Origin of the sequence: Streptomyces sp. NPDC051567 (genome assembly GCF_044454165.1) — a bacterium.
In the GTDB taxonomy this organism is placed as follows: domain Bacteria; phylum Actinomycetota; class Actinomycetes; order Streptomycetales; family Streptomycetaceae; genus Streptomyces.
Genome location: NZ_JBITDK010000001.1, coordinates 64,348 through 90,152 on the forward strand (window position 1 = coordinate 64,348; position 25,805 = coordinate 90,152).

At 71.8% G+C, this 25,805-nt stretch carries 21 protein-coding genes, 1 tRNA gene and 1 pseudogene; 9 read left to right on the forward strand and 14 right to left on the reverse strand.

Annotated features, from left to right (window positions below):
• Positions 1–402 precede the first annotated feature (402 nt).
• On the forward strand, positions 403–1,218 hold the full coding sequence (locus tag ACIA5F_RS00255; RefSeq protein ID WP_399347463.1) for a hypothetical protein: 816 nt from the start codon (positions 403–405) through the stop codon (positions 1,216–1,218).
• Positions 1,219–1,299: 81 nt separating this feature from the next.
• Here ACIA5F_RS00255 and ACIA5F_RS00260 read toward each other — a convergent pair whose 3' ends face one another.
• Positions 1,300–1,659, reverse strand: a complete 360-nt coding sequence (locus ACIA5F_RS00260) for a hypothetical protein (protein WP_399347465.1) — start codon at positions 1,657–1,659, stop codon at positions 1,300–1,302.
• A gap of 103 nt (positions 1,660–1,762) precedes the next feature.
• Between ACIA5F_RS00260 and ACIA5F_RS00265 the strand changes: the two genes are divergently transcribed.
• Positions 1,763–1,993 carry a DUF4287 domain-containing protein gene (locus ACIA5F_RS00265; protein WP_399347467.1) on the forward strand — a complete coding sequence of 77 codons (231 nt, stop codon included), beginning with the start codon at positions 1,763–1,765 and terminating at the stop codon, positions 1,991–1,993.
• Positions 1,994–2,152: 159 nt separating this feature from the next.
• Here the strand turns inward: ACIA5F_RS00265 and ACIA5F_RS00270 are convergent, their stop codons facing one another.
• Complete coding sequence (locus ACIA5F_RS00270; RefSeq protein ID WP_399347469.1) at positions 2,153–3,004, reverse strand: Bax inhibitor-1/YccA family protein; 852 nt, start codon at positions 3,002–3,004, stop codon at positions 2,153–2,155.
• Positions 3,005–3,181: 177 nt separating this feature from the next.
• A tRNA-Leu gene (locus tag ACIA5F_RS00275) sits at positions 3,182–3,263 on the reverse strand.
• A 519-nt stretch (positions 3,264–3,782) separates the two neighbouring features.
• On the opposite strand from ACIA5F_RS00275, the gene ACIA5F_RS00280 reads away from it, so the two are divergent.
• From ACIA5F_RS00280 to ACIA5F_RS00290, 3 genes and pseudogenes are all read left to right on the forward strand, one after another.
• On the forward strand, positions 3,783–4,547 hold the full coding sequence (locus ACIA5F_RS00280; RefSeq protein WP_399348144.1) for an ABC transporter ATP-binding protein: 765 nt from the start codon (positions 3,783–3,785) through the stop codon (positions 4,545–4,547).
• 56 nt (positions 4,548–4,603) lie between these two features.
• Complete coding sequence (locus ACIA5F_RS00285) at positions 4,604–7,156, forward strand: ABC transporter permease (protein WP_399347471.1); 2,553 nt, start codon at positions 4,604–4,606, stop codon at positions 7,154–7,156.
• A 459-nt stretch (positions 7,157–7,615) separates the two neighbouring features.
• A pseudogene (locus tag ACIA5F_RS00290) lies at positions 7,616–8,652 on the forward strand (IS30 family transposase).
• Between the two features lie 99 nt (positions 8,653–8,751).
• Here the strand turns inward: ACIA5F_RS00290 and ACIA5F_RS00295 are convergent.
• The gene (locus ACIA5F_RS00295) at positions 8,752–10,107 is read right to left on the reverse strand and encodes a class I SAM-dependent methyltransferase (RefSeq protein WP_399347473.1); all 1,356 of its coding nucleotides are present in this window, start codon (positions 10,105–10,107) and stop codon (positions 8,752–8,754) included.
• A 151-nt stretch (positions 10,108–10,258) separates the two neighbouring features.
• A complete protein-coding gene (locus ACIA5F_RS00300) occupies positions 10,259–11,644 on the reverse strand; it encodes an NAD(P)/FAD-dependent oxidoreductase (protein ID WP_399347475.1) in 1,386 nt (461 codons plus the stop codon).
• 321 nt (positions 11,645–11,965) lie between these two features.
• Here ACIA5F_RS00300 and ACIA5F_RS00305 point away from each other — a divergent pair, with 321 nt between their 5' ends.
• Positions 11,966–12,274 carry a hypothetical protein gene (locus tag ACIA5F_RS00305; protein ID WP_399347477.1) on the forward strand — a complete coding sequence of 103 codons (309 nt, stop codon included), beginning with the start codon at positions 11,966–11,968 and terminating at the stop codon, positions 12,272–12,274.
• A 134-nt stretch (positions 12,275–12,408) separates the two neighbouring features.
• On the opposite strand, the gene fbaA is transcribed toward ACIA5F_RS00305, so the two are convergent.
• From fbaA to ACIA5F_RS00335, 6 genes are all read right to left on the reverse strand, one after another.
• Positions 12,409–13,440, reverse strand: coding sequence for a class II fructose-bisphosphate aldolase (fbaA, locus tag ACIA5F_RS00310; RefSeq protein WP_399347479.1), 1,032 nt, complete (start codon positions 13,438–13,440; stop codon positions 12,409–12,411).
• A 423-nt stretch (positions 13,441–13,863) separates the two neighbouring features.
• Positions 13,864–14,427 carry an orotate phosphoribosyltransferase gene (gene pyrE, locus ACIA5F_RS00315; protein ID WP_399347481.1) on the reverse strand — a complete coding sequence of 188 codons (564 nt, stop codon included), beginning with the start codon at positions 14,425–14,427 and terminating at the stop codon, positions 13,864–13,866.
• Between the two features lie 28 nt (positions 14,428–14,455).
• Positions 14,456–15,244, reverse strand: a complete 789-nt coding sequence (locus ACIA5F_RS00320; RefSeq protein ID WP_399347483.1) for an aldose 1-epimerase — start codon at positions 15,242–15,244, stop codon at positions 14,456–14,458.
• Positions 15,245–15,549: 305 nt separating this feature from the next.
• On the reverse strand, positions 15,550–16,497 hold the full coding sequence (locus tag ACIA5F_RS00325; RefSeq protein ID WP_399347485.1) for an SRPBCC domain-containing protein: 948 nt from the start codon (positions 16,495–16,497) through the stop codon (positions 15,550–15,552).
• A gap of 219 nt (positions 16,498–16,716) precedes the next feature.
• On the reverse strand, positions 16,717–18,357 hold the full coding sequence (locus ACIA5F_RS00330) for a polyamine aminopropyltransferase (protein ID WP_399347487.1): 1,641 nt from the start codon (positions 18,355–18,357) through the stop codon (positions 16,717–16,719).
• 266 nt (positions 18,358–18,623) lie between these two features.
• A complete protein-coding gene (locus tag ACIA5F_RS00335) occupies positions 18,624–19,181 on the reverse strand; it encodes a DUF2617 family protein (RefSeq protein WP_399347489.1) in 558 nt (185 codons plus the stop codon).
• A 519-nt stretch (positions 19,182–19,700) separates the two neighbouring features.
• On the opposite strand from ACIA5F_RS00335, the gene ACIA5F_RS00340 reads away from it, so the two are divergent.
• The 3 genes from ACIA5F_RS00340 (at position 19,701) to ACIA5F_RS00350 (ending at position 23,148) form a co-directional block, all read left to right on the forward strand.
• The gene (locus tag ACIA5F_RS00340) at positions 19,701–19,928 is read left to right on the forward strand and encodes a hypothetical protein (protein WP_399347491.1); all 228 of its coding nucleotides are present in this window, start codon (positions 19,701–19,703) and stop codon (positions 19,926–19,928) included.
• Positions 19,929–20,128: 200 nt separating this feature from the next.
• Positions 20,129–21,319 (forward strand): pyridoxal phosphate-dependent aminotransferase, encoded by a 1,191-nt coding sequence (locus ACIA5F_RS00345; RefSeq protein ID WP_399347493.1) that lies wholly within the window; start codon positions 20,129–20,131, stop codon positions 21,317–21,319.
• 383 nt (positions 21,320–21,702) lie between these two features.
• On the forward strand, positions 21,703–23,148 hold the full coding sequence (locus ACIA5F_RS00350; protein WP_399347495.1) for a hypothetical protein: 1,446 nt from the start codon (positions 21,703–21,705) through the stop codon (positions 23,146–23,148).
• An 87-nt stretch (positions 23,149–23,235) separates the two neighbouring features.
• On the opposite strand, the gene ACIA5F_RS00355 is transcribed toward ACIA5F_RS00350, so the two are convergent.
• The 3 genes from ACIA5F_RS00355 to ACIA5F_RS00365 form a co-directional block, all read right to left on the reverse strand.
• Positions 23,236–23,811: a YbjN domain-containing protein gene (locus ACIA5F_RS00355; RefSeq protein WP_399347497.1), complete on the reverse strand. Its 576-nt coding sequence runs from the start codon at positions 23,809–23,811 to the stop codon at positions 23,236–23,238.
• Positions 23,812–23,911: 100 nt separating this feature from the next.
• A complete protein-coding gene (locus tag ACIA5F_RS00360) occupies positions 23,912–24,526 on the reverse strand; it encodes an RloB family protein (protein WP_399347499.1) in 615 nt (204 codons plus the stop codon).
• Complete coding sequence (locus ACIA5F_RS00365) at positions 24,501–25,784, reverse strand: ATP/GTP-binding protein (RefSeq protein ID WP_399347501.1); 1,284 nt, start codon at positions 25,782–25,784, stop codon at positions 24,501–24,503. Before ACIA5F_RS00365 ends, ACIA5F_RS00360 begins: the two co-directional genes overlap by 26 nt.
• Positions 25,785–25,805: the final 21 nt, after the last annotated feature.

Consider the following 25,805-nt stretch of genomic DNA (forward strand, 5'->3'; position numbering starts at 1 on the left):
CACGAGGGACGGCACCCGCCCGCAGCGAAGGCGAAGTTCAGCGCGACCACAAGAGGTGTGCGGCGGAGCTGAGCCGCGGCGGGGCTGGGCCGCCGGCCTGCGGCCGAGCCGGGTCGAGCCGGGTCCTTGTGGCGCGCTGGTGCGGCGCAAGGGGCCGGGCCGATCCTTGGGGCGTACGGGTGCCGGTTCCAACCCCGTCGCGGCCGACCTGTGACCGAATCTCACCCAGGATGTGACCTACCTCCCGAGGTTTCGGAATCCATGCAGGTCAGGCTGGTTTTAGCCGGAACGAACGGGACGAAAGACCTGTCCAATTCATGACGTAATGCACTGCACGCCATTCCCAGGCCGGGACAAGCTGATGTAGGAAGTCGGGGGACCGAAACAACCGGGAGTGAGCCAGTGAGCGCCTTGTCTCTTGCCCTGCTGCTGACCACGGCCGCCGCCACGGCCCTGGGCGCTGCTGCGCTGCACGCCGTCCACGCCCTGCGAGGGCAGGTCACGGCCCTGCGCGGCGATCTGGCGGAACGGGCGGCGCACCCGCACGGTGCGGCCGTCCCGCACGCGCGCAGCGCCGTCGAGTCCTCCGCCGCGGAGATACGAGCCGCCGTGGCCGAGGCCCTGGCCGAGGAGCGGGAGCGCGAGCTGGCCGAGGCGCGGGCCTTCTGGGCCGCGCAGGAGGCCCGGGACGCCGCCGACGCCCCTTCGCTGCTGGGCGGGCTGTCCGGTCTGGGTGACGAGAGCCCGGTCTACCTGCCCCGCCAGGCCGATCTGGTCGGTCTGGAGCCGGTGACCGGCGACGACTTCCTCGACGATTACCCCGAGGACTCCCCCGAGCTGGCCGCCGCCCGGCGCCGGCACCCCTCGCACCCCGATTTCGTCCCGGTCCAGGCGCACCCGGGGGCCGACCACGAGCGCACGGTCAACCGCCTGGAGGAGCTGGCCGAGGCCCGCACGGCCCTCGCGGACGTCCGTCCCGGCCCGCTGGGCACGCTCGACGTGTACGTCTTCACCGACGGCACCACGCTCTGTATGACCCCGGGCCACCGGGAGACCGCCGAGCGGCTGGCCGAGGCCCTGCGCGCGGGCACCGCGCCGGTCCTGCTGGGCGGCTCGGGCATCTCCGGCGCCTACGCGCTGACCTTCTCCTGCGGTGACACCGAGGACCCCGACAGCAACGTCTACATCCTGGCGGACCGCGTCATCGCGTCCCTCTGACCGGACCGACCGGATGTCCGACCGGACCGCTCCGACACACGGAACGGTCCGACCGCCCCGGGGCCATCGCCCCGGCGGCCGTCACACCGCCCTGACGTCCTCGTCCGCCCGTTCCACCAGCCGCACGGCCTCGTCCAGCACCTCGGACGGGGCCTGCTCGCCGTCGTGGGCCCCGGCGGCGCGCAGGGCCTCGGCGAGGTCCGTGCCGGCCACCGCGACCTGGTCCCCGACGGCGAAGACGCCCGCGTCCGGCATCACCCGCGCCGGAGCCGCCCCCCGGGCCTGCCCGGGTCCTTCGAGCCGCTGCGCCCGTACGGAGAGCTCCCGGGCCAGTTCCAGGCCCCGGGCGGCGGCTCCCCGCTGGAGCCGGCTCTGCGGTGTGGCCCGCAGCCGGTCGGCGAGGCGTTCCACGGCGGCGGTCAGGGGCGAGGTATCGAGCACCCGGCCGACCCTACCGCGCCGCCCGCGCACCATTGCCAAGGGGCGAAGGCTCGGGCACGGTGTCGGGGAAGAGAACAGCACGGCGACACCTCCGGAGGCGCCCATGTCCGTAGAGTTCTCCGAGCAGACCCACCGCAACATGATCGACAGAATCCCCCGGGCCACCGGTCGTGAGCTCTCCGACTGGCTCCGCACCGTCGACGAGGGCCCCTCCCTGGTCCGGCCGTGGGAGAGGGTCAGCTGGTTGCGCGGCGCGTACGAACTGTCCTACGGCCAGGCCAAGGCGATCGTCCACGAGTACCACCTGCGCAGGGCGGCCCGCCGGTTCGGCTGACCGCCCGGTTCCCCTCCCGTCGCCCCCGGGACGCGGGACGGAACACAGGACGCGGGACGCGGGAAGGCCCCGCGAGCGGTGCTCGCGGGGCCTTCCTCTGCTGCTTGCTGCTGCTGTCCCGCGTGCGCGGCGGCGCCACGGCGCGCCGCGCGGGTGCTGCTAGTCGTCGCCCGACAGGAGCTGGAAGAGGCGCAGCATCTCCAGGTAGATCCAGACCAGGGTCATGGTGAGGCCGAAGGCCGCCAGCCAGGACTCCTCGCGCGGGGCGCCGTAGGTCACGCCGTCCTCGACCTGCTTGAAGTCCAGGGCGAGGAAGCAGGCGCCGAGGATGACGCCGATGACACCGAACAGGATGCCGAGGCCACCGCTGCGGAAGCCGAGGCCGTCACCGCCCGCGAAGACCGAGAACAGCAGGTTCGCGAGCATGAGCAGCATGAAGCCCATGGCCGCGGCCATCACGAAGCCGGTGAAGCGGCGGTTGACCCTGATCCAGCGCATCTTGTACGCGAAGAGCACGGCCGCGAAGACACACATCGTGCCCATGACGGCCTGGACGACCACGCCGGCGCCGATGTAGGTGGAGACGGCCGAGCTGATGACGCCGAGGAAGACACCCTCGAAGGCCGCGTAGGCGAGGATGACCGCCGGGACGGCCTTGCTCTTGAAGGACTGGATCATCGCGAAGACGAACGCGATGAGCGCGGCCCCGATGGCGATGCCGTACGACTTGTTCACGTTCGCCGGGTCGACCGGGAGCGCGACCCAGGCGAGGGTGGCCGTCAGGACGACCGTGCCGAGCGTCATGGCCGTACGGCTCACGACGTCGTCGATGGTCATCACACCGGCGCGGGCCGGGGCCTGCGGCATTCCGGTGGCGGGGTCGGTCGCGTACGGGTTCGTCGCGTACGGGTTGGTCGCGGTCCCGGCCTGCTGCTGCGCGTCAAAGCCCGCGTAGCCGCCGTTGTCGCGGCTGAACCCCCGTCGCGAGAAGACCGGGTTACTGCTCCTCATCTCACTCCTCCGTGGCCACCGAGCGCGGCCTTGCCATCCAGAGTAATGCGTTCGCAAAGGAAGCACCCTACTGCTGGAGGAGGATCTTAGGAGACGGCGCGGCGAAGCGCAGGGGTTATCCGGAAGAGCCGCGCGGCGGCCTCGCGGGGGGGGCCGCAGGGGGGAGGGGTGCGGGAGTGCCCGGAGCCGGACTCGAACCGGCACGACCCGAAGGTCAGCGAGGTTTAAGCTCGCCGTGTCTGCATTCCACCATCCGGGCAAGGCGCAGGGGCCCCCGCAGAAAGCCCTGAACTCTTGATCCGAGCCTATCCGGAACCCCCTCCCGGCCGACCGGGAAAGTATCCGATGTTGTCTGATTTTATTGGCGCTTGAGGGTCCGTCAGACCCGAGAAGGCGCGGTCTGGACCTTTCCTCCACCGGTTGCCCCGGGTCCGGGAATGACGGGATTTCGACGGCCTCCGCCACCCCGCCGCGCCACCTCCCGCCACCCCGGACCACCACCGGACGGTGACCGGCCCATCAGCGGACCGTGACCGAAGCGGCGCCCGGCACCCGAGCGGCACCCGCGCCCCGGACGGCCACCGCCCGACCGCGGCCCGGCCCCGGCCCGTCATCCGCAGGTCAGGGCACAGGTCATCCCAGAGGAGGAGTCCCACGGCCCCGCGATCAGCCTCCAGTGGGCCCATGGACAAGCTCGTCGGCTGATCCGCGCCGGGGGTGCCCGCCACGAGGATGGAGAGGTCCCGCACCGAGACCGAGGAGCCGTCCCGTGACCACCATGAACTACGCCCCGCACACCACCCAGGCCGTGGCCGCCCGCGCCACCGGCCTCTCCAAGGTGTACGGCCAGGGCGAGACCCAGGTGGTCGCCCTGGACAACGTCTCCGTCGACTTCGCCCAGGGCCAGTTCACGGCGATCATGGGTCCTTCGGGCTCCGGCAAGTCCACGCTGATGCACTGCGTCGCCGGCCTGGACACCTTCTCCTCCGGCTCCGTGCGCATCGGCGAGACCGAGCTGGGCACCCTCAAGGACAAGCAGCTCACCCAGTTGCGCCGGGACAAGATCGGCTTCATCTTCCAGGCGTTCAACCTGCTGCCGACCCTGACCGCCCTGGAGAACATCACGCTCCCCATGGACATCGCCGGCCGCAAGCCCGACCAGCAGTGGCTGAACTCGGTGATCGGCATGGTCGGCCTCTCCGAGCGGCTCGGCCACCGCCCGACCCAGCTCTCCGGCGGCCAGCAGCAGCGCGTGGCCGTGGCCCGCGCCCTCGCCTCCCGCCCCGAGATCATCTTCGGCGACGAGCCCACCGGCAACCTCGACTCCCGCTCCGGCGCCGAGGTCCTCGGCTTCCTGCGCAACTCGGTGCGCGAGCTCGGCCAGACCGTCGTCATGGTCACCCACGACCCGGCCGCCGCCTCCTACGCCGACCGCGTCATCTTCCTCGCCGACGGCCGCATCGTCGACGAGATGCACAGCCCCACCGCCGACGGCGTACTGGACCGCATGAAGGCGTTCGACGCCAAGGGCCGCACCAGCTGAGGCCCCCGCCCCCGCCCGGCCTCCGCTGACCACCCCGACCTCTGGACTCCTCCACCATGTTCCGTACCGCCCTGCGCAACGTGCTCGCGCACAAGGCCAGGCTGCTGATGACGGTGCTCGCCGTCACCCTCGGCGTCGCCTTCGTCTCCGGCACCCTCGTCTTCACCGACACCCTCGGCAAGGCCCTCTCCGGCCAGGCCGCCAAGAGCTACGACGGCGTCGCCGTCTCCGTCACCTCCTACGGCCAGACCCGCGGCGACGACGGCAAGAAGCAGGGCGACCCCGGCATCAGCCAGCAGACCCTCGACAAGGTCGCCAAGGCCGACGGCGTCTCCACCGTCTCCGGCCGGGTCTCCGGCTTCGCCGGCGTCGGCGACGAGAACGGCAAGCTCATCGGCTCCGGCTGGGCCAACCAGGGCGCCAACTACGCCCCCGCCAAGGACGGCAAGGACTCCCGCTACGCCTTCACCACCGGCACCGGCCCCGTCAAGGACGACCAGATAGCCCTGGACCGGGCGACCGCGGACAAGGGCAGGTACAAGGTCGGCGACAAGGTCCGCGTGGCCACCAACGGCCCGGTCAAGGAGTTCACCCTCGCCGGTGTCTTCACCACCGAGGACGGCGCCGTCAACGCGGGCGGCAGCCTGGTCCTCTTCGACACCAAGGTCGCCCAGACCCTCTACCTCAAGCCCGGTTTCTACACCGAGCTGTCCGTCGGCGCCAAGGCCGGCACCTCCGCCGACCAGGTCCTCGCCGCCGTCACGCCGCTCCTCGACCCCGAGGCCACCACGGCCAAGACCGGCAAGCAGCTGGCCACGCAGCAGGCCGCGGACATCAAGAAGGAGATGAGCGGCATGAGCAGCATGCTGCTCGCCTTCGCCGGCATCTCGCTCTTCGTCGGCGTCTTCCTGATCTACAACACCTTCACCATGCTGGTCGCCCAGCGCACCAAGGAACTGGCGCTGCTGCGCGCCATCGGCGCCAAGCGCGGCCAGGTCATGAAGTCCGTCCTGGCCGAGGCGTCCGTCATCGGCGTCGTCTCCTCCGTCATCGGCCTGCTCAGCGGCATCGGCCTGGCGGTCGCCATGCGCTCCGCCATGGGCCTGCTCGACGCCAAGATGCCCGAAGGCGACCTGGTGATCGCCCCGGCCACGATCCTGTCGGCCGTCGCCATCGGCGTCCTCGTCACCGTCCTCTCCGCCGTCGTGCCCGCCTGGCGCACCGGCCGCATCGCCCCCGTCGCCGCCATGGGCAGCGCCCACCTGCCGGCCTCCGCCAAGTCCCTGGTCCTGCGCAACGTCCTCGGCTCGATCATCGGCCTCGCCGGTGTCGCCGTGGTCCTGCTCGGCGTGAGCATGGGCGGCAGCTCCGGCCGCACCACCCTCGGTGGGGGCGCGTTTCTCCTGCTCATCGGCCTGATCGTGCTGCTCCCGCTGCTGTCGCGGCCGGTCATCGCGGCCATCCGCCCCGTCCTGGAGCGCGTCTTCGGGGTCCCCGGCAAGCTGGCCGCGCAGAACGCCGTGCGCAACCCGCGCCGCACCGCCGTCACCGCCGCCTCGCTGGCCATCGGCCTGACCCTGGTCACCACCCTGTCGGTGCTCGGCATCACCATCGGCAAGGCCGTGGACCGGATGAGCACGGACAAGCTGAAGGCCGACTACCGGGTCTCCATGTCCGGTGGCATCGGCTCGCTCGACAAGTCCGTGGCCGAGACCCTGGCCAGGACCCCCGGCATCAAGGCCGTCTCCCCGCAGGTCATGGGCTCCCTCCAGGTCGGCGAGGACTTCCGTTCCGCCTCGGGCGTCAACCCGGCCGCCATCGGCGAGCTGCTGAACATCAAGGTCCTCAGCGGTTCGCTGGACAGCCTCGGCAAGGGCGAGGTCCTCGTCGCGGAGAAGACCGCGAAGAAGGACAAGCTCTCGGTCGGTTCCACCCTCCCGGTCCGGTTCGACGACGGCGAGAAGGCCCAGCTGAAGGTCGGCGGGATCTACAAGGACCTCGAAGGCCTGCTCGACCCGTACGTCGTGGACGAGAAGATCCTGACCGCCCACACCGAGGACCTGTACATCCCCGGGGTCTACGTCAGCACCACGGGCGGCGAGACCAAGGCCGGCCAGCAGAGCGTCGTCGACGCCCTCGGCAACAACCCGGCGATGACCGTCGCCACCCAGCAGGACATGCGCAACGAGATGGGCGGCATGATCAACATGGCGCTGAACATCATGTACGGCCTGCTCGGCATGGCGCTGATCATCTCGGTGCTCGGCGTGGTCAACACCCTGGCGATGTCCGTCTTCGAGCGGACCCAGGAGATCGGCATGCTGCGGGCGATCGGCCTCGACCGGAGCCGGGTCAAGAACATGATCCGCCTGGAGGCCGTGGTGATCTCGCTCTTCGGCGCGGTCCTGGGCATCACCATCGGCGTCTTCCTCGCCTGGGCGATCGGCACCACCTTCTCCAAGGCCATCCCGGAGTACGCGCTCGTCCTGCCCTTCGGCCGGATCGGCGTCTTCCTGCTGCTGGCCGGTGTGGTCGGTGTCCTGGCCGCCATGTGGCCGGCCCGCAGCGCCGCCCGCCTGAACATGCTGACGGCGATCAAGACCGAGTAACGGCGCGGCCGCGTCACCGCGCGACGGTACGGACACGGCAGGGCCCCGGGGCGGCTTGGGTTCTAACGGTCCTCGCAACACCCGCGATCTGTGGGAGTTGCGAGGACCGTGGCCGTTGAGCTGGTTGATCTTGCGGGGTTGAGGGAGCGTTTTCTCGCGCGGCTGGATGTCGTGGGGAACGTGACGGTGGTGGCTCGTGAGCTGGGGGTGAACCGGAACACGGCCTTCGGCTGGGCCAGAAAAGCCGGTCGTGGATCTGTGCGCCTGTCACGACGGCATCCTGGGCGTGAGGAGTACGAGCGTCTGCGTGCCGCCGGTGTCGCGCGTCGGGTGGCGGCCCGGCAGGTCGGCGTGAACGAGCGCACGGCCAAGGACTGGGACTGGGGCGTCAAGAAGAGCAGCACCTCCCGGACCTACGCCGACGGCCGCCGTGTCGACTACACCACGGGGACCGTCACGATGGGCGGTGTGACTACAGCACCGGTGGGCCTGGCGGCCCTGGAGAAGCACCTGCACCCGAGGTTCCTGACGCTCGCCGAGCGGGAGCAGATCCGTGATCTTCATGCCGCCGGGCAGTCGCTGCGGGCGATCGGCCAGGCTCTGGGCCGGCCGGCACGGTCATGCGGGAGATCCGGGCGAACTCGGGCACCCAGGGCTACCAGCCCTATGCCGCGCACCGGGCAGCCGCCTCACGCAGGCCACGCCCCAAGGACCGCAAACTGTTGCACGAGAGCCCGCTGCGCGGCTTCGTCCGCGACGGACTGCGCATGCGGTGGTCACCGGAGCAGATCTGCCACGCTTTGGTCCAGGAGCATCCCGACGACCAGAGCATGCGGGTGAGCGTGGAAACGATCTACCAGGCACTGTATTTCCAGGCCCGTGGCGGCCTGAAGCGGGAAGTGCAGGCCGCGATACGCAGCGGACGCACCCGCCGCAAACCCCACCGCGACCCTGCCGCACGCACGCCGCGGTTCACCGACCCGATGGTGATGATCAGCGACCGCCCCGCCAGCATCGAGGACCGGGCGGTGCCCGGTCACTGGGAAGGCGACCTGATCATCGGCGCGAACAGCCGCTCCGCGATCGCCACCCTGGTCGAGCGGACCACCCGCTACACGATGCTGGTCCACCTGCCCGGCGGAGCCCACGACGCCGAAACCGTCCGCGACGGCCTTGTCCGCACCATCCAGACCCTGCCCGCACACCTGCGCGGCTCCCTCACCTGGGACCAGGGCAGCGAGATGGCACGCCACAAGCAGTTCACCCTGGCCACCGGCATGCCCGTCTACTTCTGCGACCCCGCCTCACCCTGGCAGCGCGGCTCCAACGAAAACACCAACGGACTCCTGCGCCAGTACTTCCCCAAAGGCACCGACCTGAACGTCCACAGCCCCGAAGACCTCGAACACGTCGCCCAGGAACTCAACGGCCGCCCACGCAAGACGCTCGGCTGGGCAAACCCAGCCGAGCGTCTACGTGATCTACTCACCACCTAAAACCAGGCGGTGTTGCAACGACCACTGGAACCCAAGCGGCGGACGACGCGCCCCGGGGCCCTGCCGTGTCCCGCCCCGCGGGGCGCCGGCCGTACGGGGTTACGCGCCCCAGGTGCGCAGCCGCAGCGGCAGCCGCGCGTCGCCGCGCGCCGACGCCTTCACGGCGAGCACCTGGTTGACCCCGATCCGGCCGTGCTCGAACGCGAGCGCCGAGGCGGCCATGTACAGCAGCCAGACCCGGGCCCGGCCCGGGGAGGTGAGGCGTAACGCCTCCTCCCAGTGGTCCTCCAGCCGCGCCACCCAGGCCCGCAGGGTGAGCGCGTAGTGCTCGCGCAGCGCCTCGACGTCGCGGACCTCGAAACCGGCCCGCTCCAGCTCGCCCACGGTGGTGCCGAGCGGGGAGAGCTCCCCGTCGGGGAAGACGTAGGCGTCGATGAACTCGTCGATGCGGTACGCCGACTCGTCGGCCTCCGGCCGCCGGGCGATCTGGTGGTTCAGCAGCCGGCCGCCGGGGCGCAGCAGCGCGTACAGGGTGCGGGCGTACTCGCGATAGCGCTCGGACCCGACGTGTTCGGCCATCCCGATGGAGGAGATCGCGTCGTACGGGCCGTCCTCGACGTCCCGGTAGTCCTGGATGCGGATCTCGACCAGGTCGGCGAGCCCCTCCTGCGCGACGCGCTTGCGGGCGTAGGCGGCCTGCTCGCGCGAGAGCGTGACACCGGTGACCTGGACGCCGTACTCGCGGGCCGCGTGCAGCGCCATGGAGCCCCAGCCGCAGCCGACGTCCAGGAGCCGCTGGCCGGGGCGGAGCGCGAGTTTGCGGCAGACCAGGTCCAGCTTGTCGCGCTGGGCCTCCTCCAGGGTGGAGCCGGGGCTCCAGTAGGCGCAGGAGTAGACCATCGAGGGGCCCAGCACCCGCTCGTAGAAGTCGTTGCCGACGTCGTAGTGGTGGCTGATGGCCTTGCGGTCGCGGCCCTTGGTGTGGCGGGGCCCGGCGACGCGGACGGCCTCCTCGGGCGGCGGCGGGGGCGCGGGCAGGGGCCGGGCCAGCTGTATGAGCCCGCGTACGGCGTCCCGGCGCTCCCGGTCGCGCAGCAGGGCCACCGGGTCGGCGACGCGCTCCACGAGCCCGGCGGCGGCCCCCCGCAGCCCGCGTGCGGCGGGGGGCGGGGCCTGTGGTGCGCGGTCGCGTTCCCAGAGCAGTCCGGCGACCAGGTCCAGCAGGGCGTACAGGTCGCCCTCGACGGTCAGGTCGCCCGCCACCCAGGCGCGTGCCAGGCCCAGCTCGCCCGGTTTCCACAGGATGCGCCGCAGGGCGCGCCGGTGGTGGAAGACGAGTACGGGTCCGGTGGACGGGCCGGCCTCGCTGCCGTCCCATGCGCGGACACGCACGGGCAGCGGGGCGCCGAGCAGGGCCTCGGCAAGGGCGGCCAGCCGCGGAGCGGCGTCGTTCATGGCGTGCACACCTCCAGAAAGGTTTCGACGCATGCCTCTACCCCTCCCGGAGCCCGGATAAGCGGACGGGGACGCCGAAAGGGCCGCCCGCACCACGGATGGCGGGCGGCCCTTTCGGGGTCGTGCTCAGGGTCCTACCGGTCGCGCCGGGTCAGGAGGCCTTGGCCTTCTGGGCCGGCGCGGCGGCGGCGGCCGGGGCCGGGGCCGGCTTGGCGGCCTCGTAGAACTCCTCGCGGGGGGTCTCCAGCGCACCGAGGGAGACGACCTCGCGCTTGAGGAACATCGCGAGGGTCCAGTCGGCGAAGACGCGGATCTTGCGGTTCCAGGTCGGCATGGCCATGCCGTGGTAGCCACGGTGCATGTACCAGGCGAGCCGGCCCTTGAGCTTGATCTTCGTCTTGCCGACGACGATCATCGCGACGCCCTTGTGGAGGCCGAGGCCCGCCACCGCACCCTTGTTGGAGTGCGCGTACTCGGCCTGCGGGAAGCCGCGCATGCCGGAGATGACGTTGTCGCCGAGGACCTTGGCCTGGCGCAGCGCGTGCTGGGCGTTCGGCGGGCACCAGGCGTTCTCGACGCCGGCCTTGCGGGCCGCGACGTCGGGCACCTGGGCGTTGTCGCCCGCGGTCCAGATGTAGTCGGTGCCCGTGACCTGGAGGGTCGGCTGGGCGTCGACGTGGCCGCGGGGGCCCAGCGGGAGGCCGTAGCGGACCAGCACCGGGTTGGGCTTGACGCCGGCGGTCCACACCAGGGTGTTGGAGTCGACTTCGAGGCCGTTCTTCAGCACCACGTGGCCGTCCACGCAGGAGTCCATGGAGGTGCTGAGGTAGATCTCGATGCCGCGGGACTCCAGGTGCTCCTTGCCCCAGGTGCCGAGCTTGGGCCCGACCTCGGGGAGGATCTTGTCGGCCGCGTCGACCAGGATGAAGCGCATGTCCTCGCGCTTGATCGTGGAGTAGTACTTCACGGCGTCGCGGGCCATGTCCTCGACCTCACCGATGGTCTCCGCGCCGGCGAAGCCGCCGCCGATGAAGACGAAGGTGAGGGCCTTGCGGCGGATGTCCTCGTCCGTCGTGGACTCGGCCTTGTCGAGCTGCTCCAGGACGTGGTTGCGCAGGCCGATGCCCTCCTCGACGCCCTTCATGCCGATGCCCTGCTCGGCGAGGCCGGGGATCGGGAAGGTGCGGGAGACGGCTCCGAGCGCGATCACCAGGTAGTCGAAGGGCAGCTCGTACGCCTCGCCGACCAGCGGCGTGACGACGGCGACCTTGCGGTCCTGGTCGATGCTGGTGACCCGGCCGGTGAGAACCTCAGCCTTGGGCAGCACGCGTCGCAGCGGGACGACGACGTGCCGAGGCGAGATGCTGCCTGCGGCCACTTCGGGAAGGAAGGGCTGGTAAGTCATGTACGAGCGCGGATCGACGACCGTGACGGTCGCCTCGCCGTAGCGCATCTTCTTCATGATGCGCTTGGCCGCGTACAGACCTACGTACCCACCTCCTACAACGAGGATTCTGGGACGCTCCGTGGTGCTCATGGAAACGAGTATCCAGCACCCGACTGGGCCATGCTCGTGAGCCCCTTCACAAGGTGCGGGGCACCCTCTGCTACACTGCGCGGCCCACGTGACGGAGGTCATGTCCCGAAACGGGAACCACGGCGTGGCCGAAGTCGTTGATCACCTGTCCTGAACTGGCCTCCGGGCCGCTCCACGGGGTAGACCACCGGCCCTGCGGGCCCTCGCGGCGACGACCGGACACCCTCCGCCGTCGGCGCGGACGCGCGGAGAAAAGGGACCTACGACCCCCGGCCGCGCGCCGAAGTGCCATTGTCTTGGCCCATCAGGCCCTTTTTCCTTGTGAAGAACTTCACGAAGTTCGTCGCCGACCCGGGACTTTCGCCCCCTGCCACCCCTCCCCGACCCCCTCCGCTCCGCCACCGCTCCGCCACCGGACCAGGCCGGGCGGCTGTCCGGGCCGGGTACGGGCGTCGCCGCATACGCTGCGCGCATGCCCGAGCCCACGAAGCCCTGGAGGAGGCGTCCGACGCCCTCCTGACCCGGGAGGCGGAAGCCGTCCTCGCCGAGGCCGGCCCGACCGTGACGATGGCCGAACTCGTGGCCGGCCTGTTCCCCGACCCCATCGCCCCCGCCGAGCCCCCGGCCTGACAGCGGTGGGGGGGGGGGGGGGGGGGGGGGGGGGGGGGGCCCCCCCCCCCCCCCGCCCGCGCCCCCCCCCCGCGCCCCCCCCCCCCCCCCCCCCCCCCCCCCCCCCCCCCCCCCCCCCTCGGTGGAAAGCGGTCCTACTTGATGCGGGTACCGGTGGAGCGCAGGTCCGCGCAGGCCTGGGTGACACGCTTGGCCATGCCGGCCTCGGCCAGCTTGCCCCAGGTGCGCGGGTCATAGGTGGACTTCGTGCCGACCTCGCCGTCGACCTTCAGGACACCGTCGTAGTTGCGGAACATGTGGTCCACGACCGGGCGGGTGAAGGCGTACTGGGTGTCGGTGTCGAGGTTCATCTTCACGACGCCGTTCTCCAGCGCGGTGGCGATCTCCTCGGCCGTGGAGCCCGAGCCGCCGTGGAAGACGAAGTCGAACGGCTGGCTTCCGGCGGCCTGGCCGTACTTCTCGCTGACACCGGCCTGGAGGTCCTTGAGAAGCTCGGGGCGCAGGACGACGTTGCCCGGCTTGTAGACGCCGTGGACGTTGCCGAAGGAGGCGGCCAGCAGGTAGCGGCCCTTCTCGCCCAGGCCCAGGGCCTCGGCGGTGCGCAGCGCGTCGTCGACGGTGGTGTACAGCTCGTCGTTGATCTCGTGGCTGACGCCGTCCTCCTCACCGCCGGTCGGGGTGATCTCGACCTCAAGGATGATCTTCGCGGCGGCGGCCTTGGCGAGCAGTTCCTGACCGATGGCCAGGTTGTCGGCCAGGGTCTCGGCGGAGCCGTCCCACATGTGCGACTGGAAGAGCGGGTTCAGACCGCGGGCCACACGCTCGGCCGAGACCTCAAGGAGCGGACGGACGTAGCCGTCGAGCTTGTCCTTGGGGCAGTGGTCGGTGTGCAGCGCGACCGTGATGTCGTACTTGGCGGCAACGATGTGCGCGAACTCGGCCAGGGCCACCGCGCCCGTGACCATGTCCTTCTTGTACTGGCCACCCAGGAACTCCGCACCACCGGTGGAGATCTGGATGATGCCGTCGCTCTCGGCCTCCGCGAAGCCGCGCAGCGCAGCGTGCAGGGTCTGGGTCGAGGTCACGTTGATGGCCGGGTAGGCGAACTTGCCTGCCTTCGCCCGGTCGAGCATCTCGTTGTAGACCTCGGGGGTTGCGATGGGCATCTGTCCGCTCCTTGTGATGTGCGGGTGGGGCGCTTATTGCGGGCCCTGACCTGGGGGCGACGTCATCGTCGGGGCCATCCTTCCAGACTCCGCACGACACTCCACCCCGACGGTCGCCCAGCACGGGCCGCTCAGGACCACCGTTTCACGTGAAACATTGGCCCCGAGCGGAAAAGGCCAGGTCAGGACCGCCTGACCGAGGTATGGGGACCTTCGTCACCAGTTATGCCGAACCGGGCCGAACCGGACCGACACGGGCACCCGAGGGCCCCGAGCGCCCACCCGGGTTCCGTCCAGGTCCGGCCCCGGACCTGTCACGACAGACAGGCAGGACACCGGAGTCGGCGAGGCCTGCCCGCCGGGCTTCGCCGCCTGCCGGCCTGCCGGACCGGCAGGCCGGCAGGCAGCGAAGTGACTGAGTGACTAGGAGAGGCCCAGGTCGCCGAGACGGTAACCGGTGAGGTACGGGAGGCCCGCGCCGGCGATGGCCTCGGAGGCACCGCGGTCCACGATCGTCGCGACCGCGACGACCTCGCCACCTGCCTCACGGACCGCCTCGACGGCCGTCAGCGGGGAGCCGCCGGTGGTCGAGGTGTCCTCGACCACCAGGCAGCGCTTGCCCTTCACCTCGGCGCCCTCGATCCGGCGCTGCATGCCGTGCGCCTTCTGCGCCTTGCGGACGACGAAGGCGTCCAGGCGCCGGCCACGCGCGGCGGAGGCGTGCAGCATCGAGGTCGCGACCGGGTCGGCGCCCAGCGTCAGCCCGCCGACGCAGTCGAAGTCGAGGTCGGCGGTGAGGTCGAGCATGACCTGCCCGACCAGCGGTGCGGCCTCGCCGTCCAGGGTGATCCGGCGGAGGTCGATGTAGTAGTCGGCCTCCTTCCCGGAGGAGAGGATCACCTTGCCGTGCACGACGGCCTTGTCCTTGATCTGCTGCAGAAGCGCATCGCGTGTGCCGGACGGCGTTACTTCGTTGAGGTCACTCATGCCCACGAGCTTAGATGCGCGCCGGGGGCTACGAGAGCCGCCGCCAGGTCCACGTGGTGGAGATCTCCAGCGGGTCCACGGGCGTGACCAGGCGCGGCAGGGTGTTCAGCCCGTTCGGCGGGCCGGACTGCGGCTCCACACAGACCGCCTCGGCCTGCTCGTCGTAGACGACGACCCATTCGGCGCGGCTGGTGAGCCGCAACTCCAGGGCGCCGGGCCAGGTGAGGGTGACGTCGACGCCGTCCGGCATGCCGAAGCAGTCGTCCCAGGGACCGGGCAGGGGGGCGATGCGCCTGCCGGTGGGGATGTGGTCGTCGCCGCGCTCCTCCTGCCAGGCGGGGTCGAAGCCGATCTCCACGTCCGCGCCCCCGAGGCCGAGGTTCCGCAGGAACCAGGGGTGCCACCCGGCCTGGGCGGGGAAGGAGTCGCCGAACGTCTCGACGCCCATGGTGAGCGTCAGCGCGTCCTCGGCCAGCTCGAAGAGCTGGGTGACCCGGCCGGGGTACGGCCACGGGTCGGCGAGGTCGTACGTGAAGGCCGCCTCGGCGCCGGAGACCCGGGCCGGGCTCCAGGCCGCGCCCCGGCCGAAGCCGTGGATGGCGTGCGGCGGGTGGTTGAGCGGGAGCTGATGGACGGCCGCACCGTCACGGAACCGGCCGTTCTCGGTGCGCCCGCACCAGGGGACCATCGGGAAGGACCCGTACGTGGGGCCCTGGCGCAGCAGCTCCGTGCCGTCGATGCGCAGACTGCTGATCCGGCAGCCGTTCTCCTGGTCGACGGTCACCTCGGCGCCGCCGGCGCTCAGTTGCGTAGTCATGGAACCGACCCTAGTGCTGTGACCGGGAAGGTTCACCGGCCCGCGACGCCCGGCACGGCACCTCGCGATGTTGTCGGGTCGCCCAAGTACGTCCAGTACTACGGGCGCCCCTCCGCCTTGCGATGCGCTCGGCATCCGAAGGATCAAGGCAAGAGCCGAGACGAAGTGAGCGCAGCGAACGCAGTCGCACCGGACGCCGCGGGCCCACCCGCAAACCTTCCCGGTCACAGCACCAGGCCAGGTCACACCCCCGGACGGCACGGCTCGGGCGGACCTTCCCAGGTCGCCGTAGCGTGCCGCCCGGGTCAGCGGCGGCGGCGCAGGGCCCGGGCGGCCACGACCGCCGAAGCCAGGGCGAGGGCTGCGGCCGGGGCGATCCAGCGCAGGCTGCCGACGGCCGTGGCGGAGGAGGGCACGGGAACCGGGGCGTAACGACCGCGCGGAGGGGCGTGGTCCACCTCCTCGGCGCTACGGCCGATCATGGTCCGGCGGGCGTGGGCGGCCTCGGCCGGGGGTCTCGGGGTGCCGCCGAGTTCGCTGAGCTCGCTGAGTTCTCCCAGGTCACCGAGGTCGCTGTCGAGGAGGGGTTCCTGCGACGGGTCCAGGGACGAGGGCGGCACCTCGGTGTCGAAGACGGACTCGGTGACCTCGGTGACCTCTGTGACCTCGGTGACCTGGGTGTCTTCGGCGCCGTCGTCCACGGCGGCGTCCTCGGCCTCGGCCACGGGGTCGGTGATCTCTACGCCGGACCCGGCGGACCCGCCGGACCCGGACCCGGACCCGGACCCGGCATCGGGCGCGGCCCCGGGGCCGGGGGCGGGCGCCGTGGCCAGGGCGGTGAGCTGGCCGGCCGCCCGGTCGAGCAGGCGGCGCACGGCGACGGCGGTGGCCTCCGGGGAGAAGGTGGCGGTGCGCCCCCCGGCGGTGGCGTCGGCCGTGAACCCCAGCCGGGTACCGGCCTCCACCGGGGTCAGCCGCAACGCGAGGGAGACCCCGATGCGCCCGTTGCCCCGGATCTCCGCGCCCTCACCGTCGACGGTGAAATGGTCCGGCCCCCGCTCGGTGAGGACCAGCGCCCCCCGGTAGGTCACGGTGTGCCCGTCGACCCGGACCTTCAGCCGGCCCGAGAGCGGCCCGGACCCGGCGTCGGCGTCCTGCTGGAGCCCTGGCACGCAGCGGGCGAGCCGGGCGGGGTCGCGCAGCACGGCGCGGAGGTCGTCTGCCGGTACCGGCACGAACACCTGATACTCCATGCGGTCGAGCCTACCGACGAGACCCGCCCTCGTACCCGGTCGAGCGGCAACACCCCGAAACAGCTCCTCCGGCAGCCGATCCGAACCGGCCCGAACCGGGACGGTCCGACTACCGGGACGGTCCGGCCACCAGGACACGACCGGTCCGGGCCGACCCGGACCGGCCACCGCGACACGGCAACGGCAACGGCAACGGCAACGGCAACGGGACGGTCCGGCTCACGAGTAGCGCGGGCGCGACAAGGTCGACGGCGCGAGGCCGGGAATCCGGGTCCGTTCCGTGTCGCGCGCGGCGTCCGCCAGGACGCGGGTGGAGAGCGAGCGCGGCCGGGGGGCCTCGTGGTCCACGCGCAGCGCCGGGACCCGTTCGCGGGCGGCCAGCAGGAACCCCCAGTCCTGCGACGGCGCGCCGCTCCCGCCGGGGCTGCGGTCCGGGCCCGCGGCGAAGCCCGAGAGACGGCCGCCCGCGCTGTAAGGGGCGGTGCGCAGCCCGGCCGAGCGGAGGGTGGACTCGACCGTCCAGTACGTGTGCGGGCGCGTGACCGGCGGCCCCGCGTGCACGGCGATCCGGCCGCCGGGGCGCAGGGCCCGCACGGCCAGCCCGTAGAACTCCTGCGAGTACAGCTTCGTGCTGGGGGTGATGCCCGGGTCGGGGAGGTCGGAGACGATGACGTCGAACCGGTCCCGGGTGGCCGGGCGGCGCAGCCAGCCGAACGCGTCCTCGGTGACGACGCCGAGGCGCGGGTCCTCGTACACCCGGCCGTTGAGCGCGGAGAGCATCGGGTCGGTGCGGGCCAGCCGGACCACGCCGGGGTCGAGCTCGACGACGGTGACCGAGGCGACGTCCGGGTAGCGCAGCACCTCGCGCGCGGCGAGCCCGTCGCCCCCGCCGAGGACGAGGACGCGCTGGTGGGGGCCGCTCATCGCCGGGTGGACGAGGGCCTCGTGGTAGCGGTACTCGTCGTATCCGCTGACCCGCAGCCGGCCGTCGAGGTAGAGGTCGAGGGAGCGCGGGGAGCCCGTGGGCGGCCCGGTGAGCACCAGTTCCTGCACTTCGGTGCGGACGGCGACCCGCACCTCGCCGCCGTAGACGGCGCGCCGGGCCACCCGCTCGAAGTCGTCGACGAGGACGGTCGCGGTGGCGAGGAGGGCCAGCACGGTCAGGTTCACCGCGATCAGCAGCCAGCGGCCCCGCCGGCTCAGATCGCGGCGGAACAGCCAGAGCACCAGGGCGCCGCCGACGGCCGCGTTGACGACGCCGGTGAGCATGGCGCCGGTGAGCTGCCCGAACACGGGCAGCAGCAGGAAGGGGAAGGCGAGCCCGCCGACGAGGGCGCCCACGTAGTCGGCGGCGAAGAGGTCGGCGACGGCCCCGCCCGCGTCCTGTCTGCGGACGCGCTGGATGAGGACCATCAGCAGCGGGATCTCGGCGCCGATGAGCACTCCGATGGCGAAGGAGAACGCGATGAGCACGGGCCGGGACTCGCCCAGCCAGGCGAAACTCGCGTACAGGGCCATGGCCGAGAGCCCGCCGAGCAGCGCGAGGACGGCCTCGACGGCGCCGAAGCCGAAGGCGGGCCGGGACCGGAGCCGTTTGGCGAGCAAGGAGCCGACGCCCATGGCGAAGACCATGACGGAGAGCACGACCGACGCCTGGGTGACGGAATCCCCGATGAGGTAGGAGCCGAGGGCGAGCAGCTCCAGTTCGTACACGAGGCCGCAGGCGGCGCAGACGAACACGGTGGCCAGGACGAGCAGTCGGCCGGTCCGGGGCCGTACGGGCAGGGCGGCCGGGACGGTCACCGTGCCCTGCGGCTCCGGGGACGGGAGCACCCGGCGCGGGGCGGAACGGTCGATCATACAGCGAACCGTACGTCACCATAAGCTCACGCCTTGTCACCCGCAGGAGTTCAAGTGATGCGGCGCCCAAGCGCGTTGGAGTGGCCTCCGCACGGCCTGGGCGACCGGCCCGGCGCCGTGTCCGGAACCCCTTCGCAGGCCGCTGCCCACGCCCCACGACCCGCCGTCCAGGGCTCACTGTCCACGGCCCGCCGGCCATCGACCGCCCGGCCACCAGCCATCGACCGTCCGACCACCGGCCGTCCGACCACCGGGTCGGGCCGCCGTCACAGCAGCGCGGGCGCCCCCGCGGCCGACGTGGCCGCGGCCACCGTGACGCCGGCGCGCACCCCGACCCGCGTCCGGGTGGCCACCAGCTGGCCTTCCTGCGGGTACGCGTGCCAGGTCCGCCAGCGCACCTGCCCTTCGTCACGCTGTGCGAGCAGGGCGGTGAAGGCGTGCGGGCTGCCCGGGAAGGTGCCGGCTAGCCCGTTCGGGTGATCCGCGACCAGCGCGAGCAGCTCCTGCGCCCGGCCCGCGAAACAGGACCGGGAGAGGGTCTCGACCCGTGCGGCGAACTCGTACTCCCAGTCGCCGACCCGCTTGGCCACACCGAGCGGCAGCGGGGTGCTGCTGCCGGGCATGCAGGCGACCGTCTCCGAGCAGAGCACGTCCCCTTCCTCCAGAAGTACCTGGTGGGAGGCCCCGAGCAGGCGCAACTCCACTTTTGCGTCGGCCAGTTCGAGGTTCAGTACGGCCAGAGCGGGCAGCCGGTCCCGACCCAGGGCCCAGGCGAGGTCGGCGGCACGCGTGTCGGTATAGGTGGTCTGGAGGGTCGTGAGCATGAGTCGGCTCCGCAAACGCGCGAGGGAGATGGGCCGGGCCCCGCCAGCGGTCGTCAACGGGTGGGGGACACCGGCACGGGTCCACAGGAAGTCCCGGGAGGTCCGAGGACTGGTCTACTCAACCGAGGGAATCATGGATGACACGGCACTCACAGCGTTTTTACCCAACTTGAAGGGGTTTACATCCCCCCGGGGGCTACGCAGTTCACGTGTTCAACACGTTACGCCCCGTGCCCCTTGGCGCAGACACCCGTCAGGGCCGCGCCGTGGGCCGTCCGGGGGACACCCGCCGAGCACCGCACGGGGGCCGAACCGCGGTGCGACAGAGGGGACGACCTGGGATAAACCCTGAGGAAGCGGCCCCAGGAGTCCCCGCGTACCCGGTGGCCACCGCCCTGCGCAGCGGCCCGTTCCGGTTGCCGGTCCAGGCCCCCGGGTCCCCAGGTCCCCAGGTCCCCAGGTCCAGGTTGCCCGTTCCCATCCCCGTCCCCATTCCCATCCCCGTTGCCGGTTCCCGCTGTGCCGTGTCAGCTGGAACCGCACCCTCCGCCGCCACCGCAGGAGGAGGACGACCCGGACGAGGACCCGGACGAGGACCCGCAGGAGGAGGACGACGATCCGCAGGAGCTGGAGCCGCTCGCCCAGGAACTCGAAGAGCCGGCCGATCCGCTGCCGCGCGTCACCCGCCGCCCCACACCGGCACGCTTCTTCCAGTCCTTCCGGTCCTGTATGCCTTTGAGGACGTAGACGGCCACCCCCACGACGATCCCGGCGATCACCAACAAGCTCACTACGGTCAGGAACATGTCCCCGCCCCCTCTGTTCCGTCGTTCCCCCGGTCCTCCGGGTCCGGGAGCTCCGCGTCCCGTGTGCAGGGGGAATGCCCCCGGGTGCGGCGGGCCAAAGCACACTTGAGCAACTCCAGAGGTTGCCCGCAGGATGACGTCATGAGCACACCCGTGAGCAGCAGCGACCGCCCCTTCCTGAACCGCCGGCTGGCGGCCTTCGGCACCACGATCTTCGCCGAGATGTCGGCGCTGGCCACCCGCACCGGATCGATCAACCTCGGCCAGGGCTTCCCCGACACCGACGGGCCGCGCGAGATCGCCCGGGCCGCTGCGGACGCGGTCCTCACCGGCCTCGGCAACCAGTACCCGCCGGGCCCCGGCATCCCCGAGCTGCGCACCGCGATCGCCGCCCACCAGCAGCGTTTCTACGGGCTGGAGTACGACCCGGACACCGAGGTCCTGGTCACGGCGGGGGCGACGGAGGCCATCGCCGCCGCCCTCCTCGCCCTGCTCGAACCGGGCGACGAGGTCATCGCCCTCGAACCGTTCTACGACTCGTACGCGGCCTGCATCGCGATGGCCGGCGCGGTCCGCGTTCCCGTCACCCTGCGTCCGCACGCGGGGGCCTTCGTTCTCGACCTGGACGAGCTGCGCGCCGCCGTCACCCCGCGCACCCGCCTGCTCCTGCTGAACACCCCGCACAACCCGACCGGCACCGTCCTGACCCCGGCCGAACTCGCCGCCGTCGCCGAGCTGGCGGTGGAGCGCGACCTGCTGGTCGTGACGGACGAGGTGTACGAGCACCTGGTCTTCGAGGGCTCCCACACGCCCCTGGCCGGTTTCCCGGGCATGCGCGAGCGCACGGTCACCATCTCGTCGGCCGGCAAGACCTTCTCGTTCACGGGCTGGAAGGTCGGCTGGGTCACCGCGCCCCCGGAACTGGTCACGGCGGTCCGCTCGGCCAAGCAGTTCCTGACGTACGTCTCCTCGGGCCCGTTCCAGTACGCCATCGCCCAGGCCCTCGCCCTGCCCGACACGTACTACGACACGCTCCGCGCCGACCTGGCCGCCAAGCGCGACCTCCTCGCGGGCGGTCTCGCCGCCGCCGGTTTCGAGGTCTTCCGCCCGCAGGGCACGTACTTCGTCACCACCGACATCACCCCCCTCGGCGAGAAGGACGGCCTCGCCTTCTGCCGCGCCCTCCCCGAACGCTGCGGCGTGGTCGCCATCCCGAACCAGGTCTTCTACGACGACAAGACCGCCGGCGCCGCCCAGGTCCGCTGGGCCTTCTGCAAGCAGACGAGCGTGCTGGAGGAAGCGGTGACCCGCCTCAAGCGGCTGGCGCCCTGACCCCTGACCTCCCTGGCCCCACCCGGAACACCTGTCACGGCCTGCGCCGTCCCGTAGGACGACGTTCCAGCCGCTCAGCGGCGAGACGCCGACCCGGTCTCCTTCCTCGGGCTCACGCATCCACCTCGACCGGGCCGAAGCCGTCACCGCCGAGAGGACGCGGTGCGGCCCGGAGCTGCTCCGGGTCCCGACAAGTGCGGGGGTGCAGAGCGTGCCAGCGGGCGGGGGAAGGGGTGGGCTCGTAGGGTTTGCCCAGCGTGGCGGCGGTGGGCCGGGGGTGACCCGGGTCCGGCGGCCGTTCCGGGCCGGGCGCGGGGCGGGGTGCACCGCCGTCCGGTGAGCGCGCGGACGCGGAGCGGGAACAGCGCGGGAAGTCGGGAGACATGGCAACGGGCACGAGCGCGGGCACCGGCACGGGCACGAGCGCGGGCAGGGACACCGGCGCGGGCACGGGCGGCGGGCCGCGCTCCACACCGCCGGGGCCCCGGCCGGACGGCCGCGCGGGCCGCACCGCACGCACCGCACGCACCGGGCTGATCGCACGCACCGGCCCGACCGCGCGCGCCGGGCTCACGGGCCTGGCCGGCCCGGTCCTGCGCGCGACCCTGGCGAAACGGGGGGACCGCGGGGACCACGGCGAACCTGACGGGACCGGTGGGACCGATGGGACCGATGGGGCTGGCGGGACCGGCGGGACCGTACGGACGGCCGTCCCGGCGGCGGTCCTCGCGCTCGGGGTGTTCGCCGCCGTCCGCGGGGCCGGGGTGCTGGTGCTCGCCGCCGGGGCCTGGTGGGCGGGGCGCAGCCCCGTCCGGGTGCTCGGCAGGTCCTGGGACTCGTCCTGGTACCTGCGGATCGCCTCCCACGGGTACGGCCGCACCGAGATGTGGGCGGACGCCGTGACCGGTACCGGCTCCGTCCAGAGCGACTCCGCCTTCTTCCCCCTCTACCCGTTCCTCGTGCGGCTCTTCTCCGGCGTGGTGCCCGGCGGCCTGGTCCCCGCCGGGCTGTTCGTGGCCTGGGTCTCGGCCGCCGTGGCCGCCGTCGGGGTGTACCGGGTCGGGGAGCGGGTGCTCGGGCCGCGCGCCGGGGTCCTGCTCGTGGCCCTGTGGGCGGCGCTGCCGCACTCCGTGGTGCTGACCCTCGCCTACACCGAGCCGCTGCTCACCGCGCTCGCCGCCTGGGCGCTGTACGCCCTGCTGCGCGAGCGGTGGCTGTGGGCCGCGGGGCTGGCGGTGCTCGCCGGGCTGACCCGGCCCACCGGGATCGCCGTCGCGGCGGCCGTCTCGGTCCTGGCGCTGCACGCGCTGCTCGTACGCCGCTCCCGCGCGCCCGAGGTGTGGGGGGCCGCTCTGGTGGCCCCGGCGGGGTGGGCCGCGTACGTCCTGGCGGTGGGGGTGCGCAACCGGGACCCGCTCGGCGGGTACTTCTCCGTGCAGCGGCGCTGGGGCTCCCGCTTCGACTTCGGCGCCGGGGCGCTGCGCTCCGCCGAGCACGTGCTGACCGGCGGGTACGCGCCGCTCGCCACCTTCGTGACCGTGGCCCTGCTGGCCGTGGCCGGGCTGCTGGCGGTGCTGCTGGTGCTGGACCGGGTGCCGCTGCCGCTGCTCGTGTACACCGGGGTCCTGATAGTGATCACCTTCGGCGGGGCCGGGTTCTTCGAGTCGAAGCCGCGGTTCCTGCTGCCCGCGTTCCCGCTGCTGCTGCCCGTCGCCGCCGTCATGGCGAGAGCCCGGCCGCGCACCGTGGTCGTGGTGACCGCGGGGCTGGCCGGGCTCTCGTACGGCTACGGGCTCTACCTGCTGCTCGTGGCGCGCGTGCCGCTGTGACGGCGGCGGACGGACGGCTGGTGCGGTGACAGCACCAGGGCGTGTCTTCAAACTGGCGTCGTCCGCCCGGACGATCGAGGGCGGACCCTACTTGTCGTCGCCGTTCTTCTCCTCGTCGGAGCTCTTCTGCCCGCCGGAGTTCTTCTGCTCGCCACCTGCGGAGTCGACGTCCTGCTCCAGGCCGAGCTGCTCCACGAGCCACTTGTCGAACTCGATGGAGGCGCGGACCCAGCTGACCGTGGAGGACACGAAGTGCTCCAGGTTGACGCCGGTGCCGATCAGCATCTGCGCCTCACCGATCAGGCGGACGGAGCCGTCGTCGTGGGTGTGGCTGTAGACCTTGGGCCACAGGGTGCGGCGGTTCCAGTCGTCGATGGACTCCAGGAGCTGCGGCTTCTCGTCGATCTTGTGCGGGCGGTCGTAGAAGGTCCGCACCGAGAAGACCTGCTGCTCGTCCTCGCCGCGGAACATGAAGTAGGTACGGAACTCCTCCCACGGCGCCGCGAGGTCACCCTCGTCGTCGACGACGTACTTGAGCTCCATCTGCTCCAGCAGCTGCTTGACCAGATCCTGGTCGGGGACGACGGGGCCCGCCGGTCCTGTGGCCTGCGGATCGGGCTGCTGCCCTCCGAAGTTCGGAATCGAGGCCGGGTCGATGCTCACCGTGTACTTCCCTTCGTGCGGATGACGTCATCCTCCCTCATCGCTCCTACCCCGTGTCCACCCCCGCAGGCCCGATCCGCTCCGGGCGGAACGGAACAGGTCAGGGGCGGGGTGTGTTCCCGGCGGGCGGCGACATCCGGTCCGTGAGCCTCCACACGCCCGAGGAGGGGTTGCGGGTGTGGTCCCGCCCCGTCGGATCGAGGCGCACGGCACGCTCGGTGGCCGCCGCGAGGCCCTCCCGGTAGCGGGCGAAGTCGACCCGGGCCTTGTCGTAGGCGGGTACGTGCTTGCGCAGGAGGGGCAGCAGCTTCTTGTACGTTTCGGCGGACGCGCGGTGGTCGGTGAAGTGCAGGAGCAGCCACACCTCGAAGCACGGGTTGGACACCGCGACCTCGATCCCGTGGCGCCGGGCCTGGGCGACCGCGTCGGCGACGTCCGGGAACTGGTCCACGTCGAAGACGCACCAGACCTCGTCGTAGGCGTCCCGGTTCTGTTCCCGCTGGTCACGGGCGTAGGTGACGAGCTGGGTGGGCGAGCAGGGCTTGTTGAGCACCTTCACCGCCACCGCGGGGTTGCGCAGGTGGTCGCGCAGCCCTTTCAGGTACTGGCGCTCGGTCTCCCGGCTGCCGCAGACGATCAGCAGCGTCCGCGCGGACTGCCGGACCGGACCGCGTCGGCGGCCCGATCCCTCACGCGGGAACTTCTTCGGCGTCACGCGTCCCCCAGTGCTTCCTGAGCAGGTCCTCGAACGCCGTCTCCGGGAGCAGCGGTACGGCACCGTAGCTCCCGGCGAGGTAGCGGCGCTCGAAGTTCTCGCCCTTGCGCGGCTTGAAGTCGCTGAGCGGGTAGAGCTCCGAGGCCCCGGTGGCCGGGGCCTTCTCGACGAACCACACCTGGTCACGGCGGAGCACCTGCTCGCCGAGCATGGTGCCGAGGAGCGAGGCGTCGTGGGTGGTGAAGATCAGCTGAGCGCCGAGCGGGTTCAGCTCGGGGTCTTGGAAGAGGGAGACGAGTTTCGCCGTGAGCAGGGGGTGCAGGCTGATGTCGAGCTCGTCCACCCACATCGCACGCCCGATCAGTACCGAGCTGAGCCCTCTGGTCACCAGGTTCAGCCAGGTTTTGGTACCGGCGGACTCCGCCTCGGCGGGCAGGACGAACTCCTCCCCTGCCACCACGTGGACGAACTCCAGCGTGCGGGAGGCGGCCACGCGCATCTTGCTCTCCCGCGGCAGGTCCAGGAAGCCTCCCGGGAACACCACCTCTGGCCGTTCCTGGCCTGGCCTGATCTCCTGGACCCCCAGGTCGGCCGCCGCCAGGACCTCGGAGCCGATGGGTAGGCCGAGGTCGGCGAACGCCTCGTACAGCGAGGTGAGGAAAGCCCCGACGGACGAAGAGGCGAGCGCCTGCCTCGTCTCGTCCCCCACGATGTGAAGTGCGGTCAGTTCCTTCCAGACCCGGCCCAGCTCCGGGTGCGAGGTCTGGGCCGCCGCCGAGAGGTAGAGGCTGTTCGGCCGCAGGATGTGCTCGGCGGCCACCCGGCCGCCCCCCAGCTTCGGCCCGAAGGTCATCGTCGCCCCGGACCGCTCGAAGAGGACACGCCGCCTGGCCTTGGGGTAGCTGTACAGCCACTCCTCGGTGATCTCGTGGTCCGTGGTACCGAAGCCGTAGACGTAACGGACGTCTCCCACCAGCAGGTCCACGGCGTACGTCGACGGCTCGGCGCGGCTGGTGCGGTCGAGCAGGAAGGGGCGCCGGGGCACCGGGGCACCGGGCAGCCACCGCGCCTGAGACTCCTTCACAGCCGTCCGGAAGAAGCGGAACGCGTCGACGAGGGTCGACTTCCCCGACGCGTTCGCTCCGTAGACGGCCACCACCGGCACCGCCGGCCGCTCGTCCTCGTAGGACGGGACGAAGTTCAGTTCCTGGGGCTCACGCAAGGAGCCGTGGTTCGCCACCCGGAAACTCAGCAGCACCTGTCACACACCTCCCGGGGC

What these genes read in the sequence shown, in the direction of transcription:
- ACIA5F_RS00265 (WP_399347467.1), top strand. Translation starts at nt 1,763, where the DNA reads ATGTCCGTAGAGTTCTCCGAGCAGACCCACCGCAACATGATCGACAGA.
- ACIA5F_RS00270 (WP_399347469.1), bottom strand. Translation starts at nt 3,004, where the DNA reads ATGAGGAGCAGTAACCCGGTCTTCTCGCGACGGGGGTTCAGCCGCGAC.
- ACIA5F_RS00280 (WP_399348144.1), top strand. Translation starts at nt 3,783, where the DNA reads ATGAACTACGCCCCGCACACCACCCAGGCCGTGGCCGCCCGCGCCACC.
- ACIA5F_RS00285 (WP_399347471.1), top strand. Translation starts at nt 4,604, where the DNA reads ATGTTCCGTACCGCCCTGCGCAACGTGCTCGCGCACAAGGCCAGGCTG.
- ACIA5F_RS00295 (WP_399347473.1), bottom strand. Translation starts at nt 10,107, where the DNA reads ATGAACGACGCCGCTCCGCGGCTGGCCGCCCTTGCCGAGGCCCTGCTC.
- ACIA5F_RS00300 (WP_399347475.1), bottom strand. Translation starts at nt 11,644, where the DNA reads ATGAGCACCACGGAGCGTCCCAGAATCCTCGTTGTAGGAGGTGGGTAC.
- fbaA (WP_399347479.1), bottom strand. Translation starts at nt 13,440, where the DNA reads ATGCCCATCGCAACCCCCGAGGTCTACAACGAGATGCTCGACCGGGCG.
- pyrE (WP_399347481.1), bottom strand. Translation starts at nt 14,427, where the DNA reads ATGAGTGACCTCAACGAAGTAACGCCGTCCGGCACACGCGATGCGCTT.
- ACIA5F_RS00320 (WP_399347483.1), bottom strand. Translation starts at nt 15,244, where the DNA reads ATGACTACGCAACTGAGCGCCGGCGGCGCCGAGGTGACCGTCGACCAG.
- ACIA5F_RS00325 (WP_399347485.1), bottom strand. Translation starts at nt 16,497, where the DNA reads ATGGAGTATCAGGTGTTCGTGCCGGTACCGGCAGACGACCTCCGCGCC.
- ACIA5F_RS00330 (WP_399347487.1), bottom strand. Translation starts at nt 18,357, where the DNA reads ATGATCGACCGTTCCGCCCCGCGCCGGGTGCTCCCGTCCCCGGAGCCG.
- ACIA5F_RS00335 (WP_399347489.1), bottom strand. Translation starts at nt 19,181, where the DNA reads ATGCTCACGACCCTCCAGACCACCTATACCGACACGCGTGCCGCCGAC.
- ACIA5F_RS00345 (WP_399347493.1), top strand. Translation starts at nt 20,129, where the DNA reads ATGAGCACACCCGTGAGCAGCAGCGACCGCCCCTTCCTGAACCGCCGG.
- ACIA5F_RS00350 (WP_399347495.1), top strand. Translation starts at nt 21,703, where the DNA reads ATGGCAACGGGCACGAGCGCGGGCACCGGCACGGGCACGAGCGCGGGC.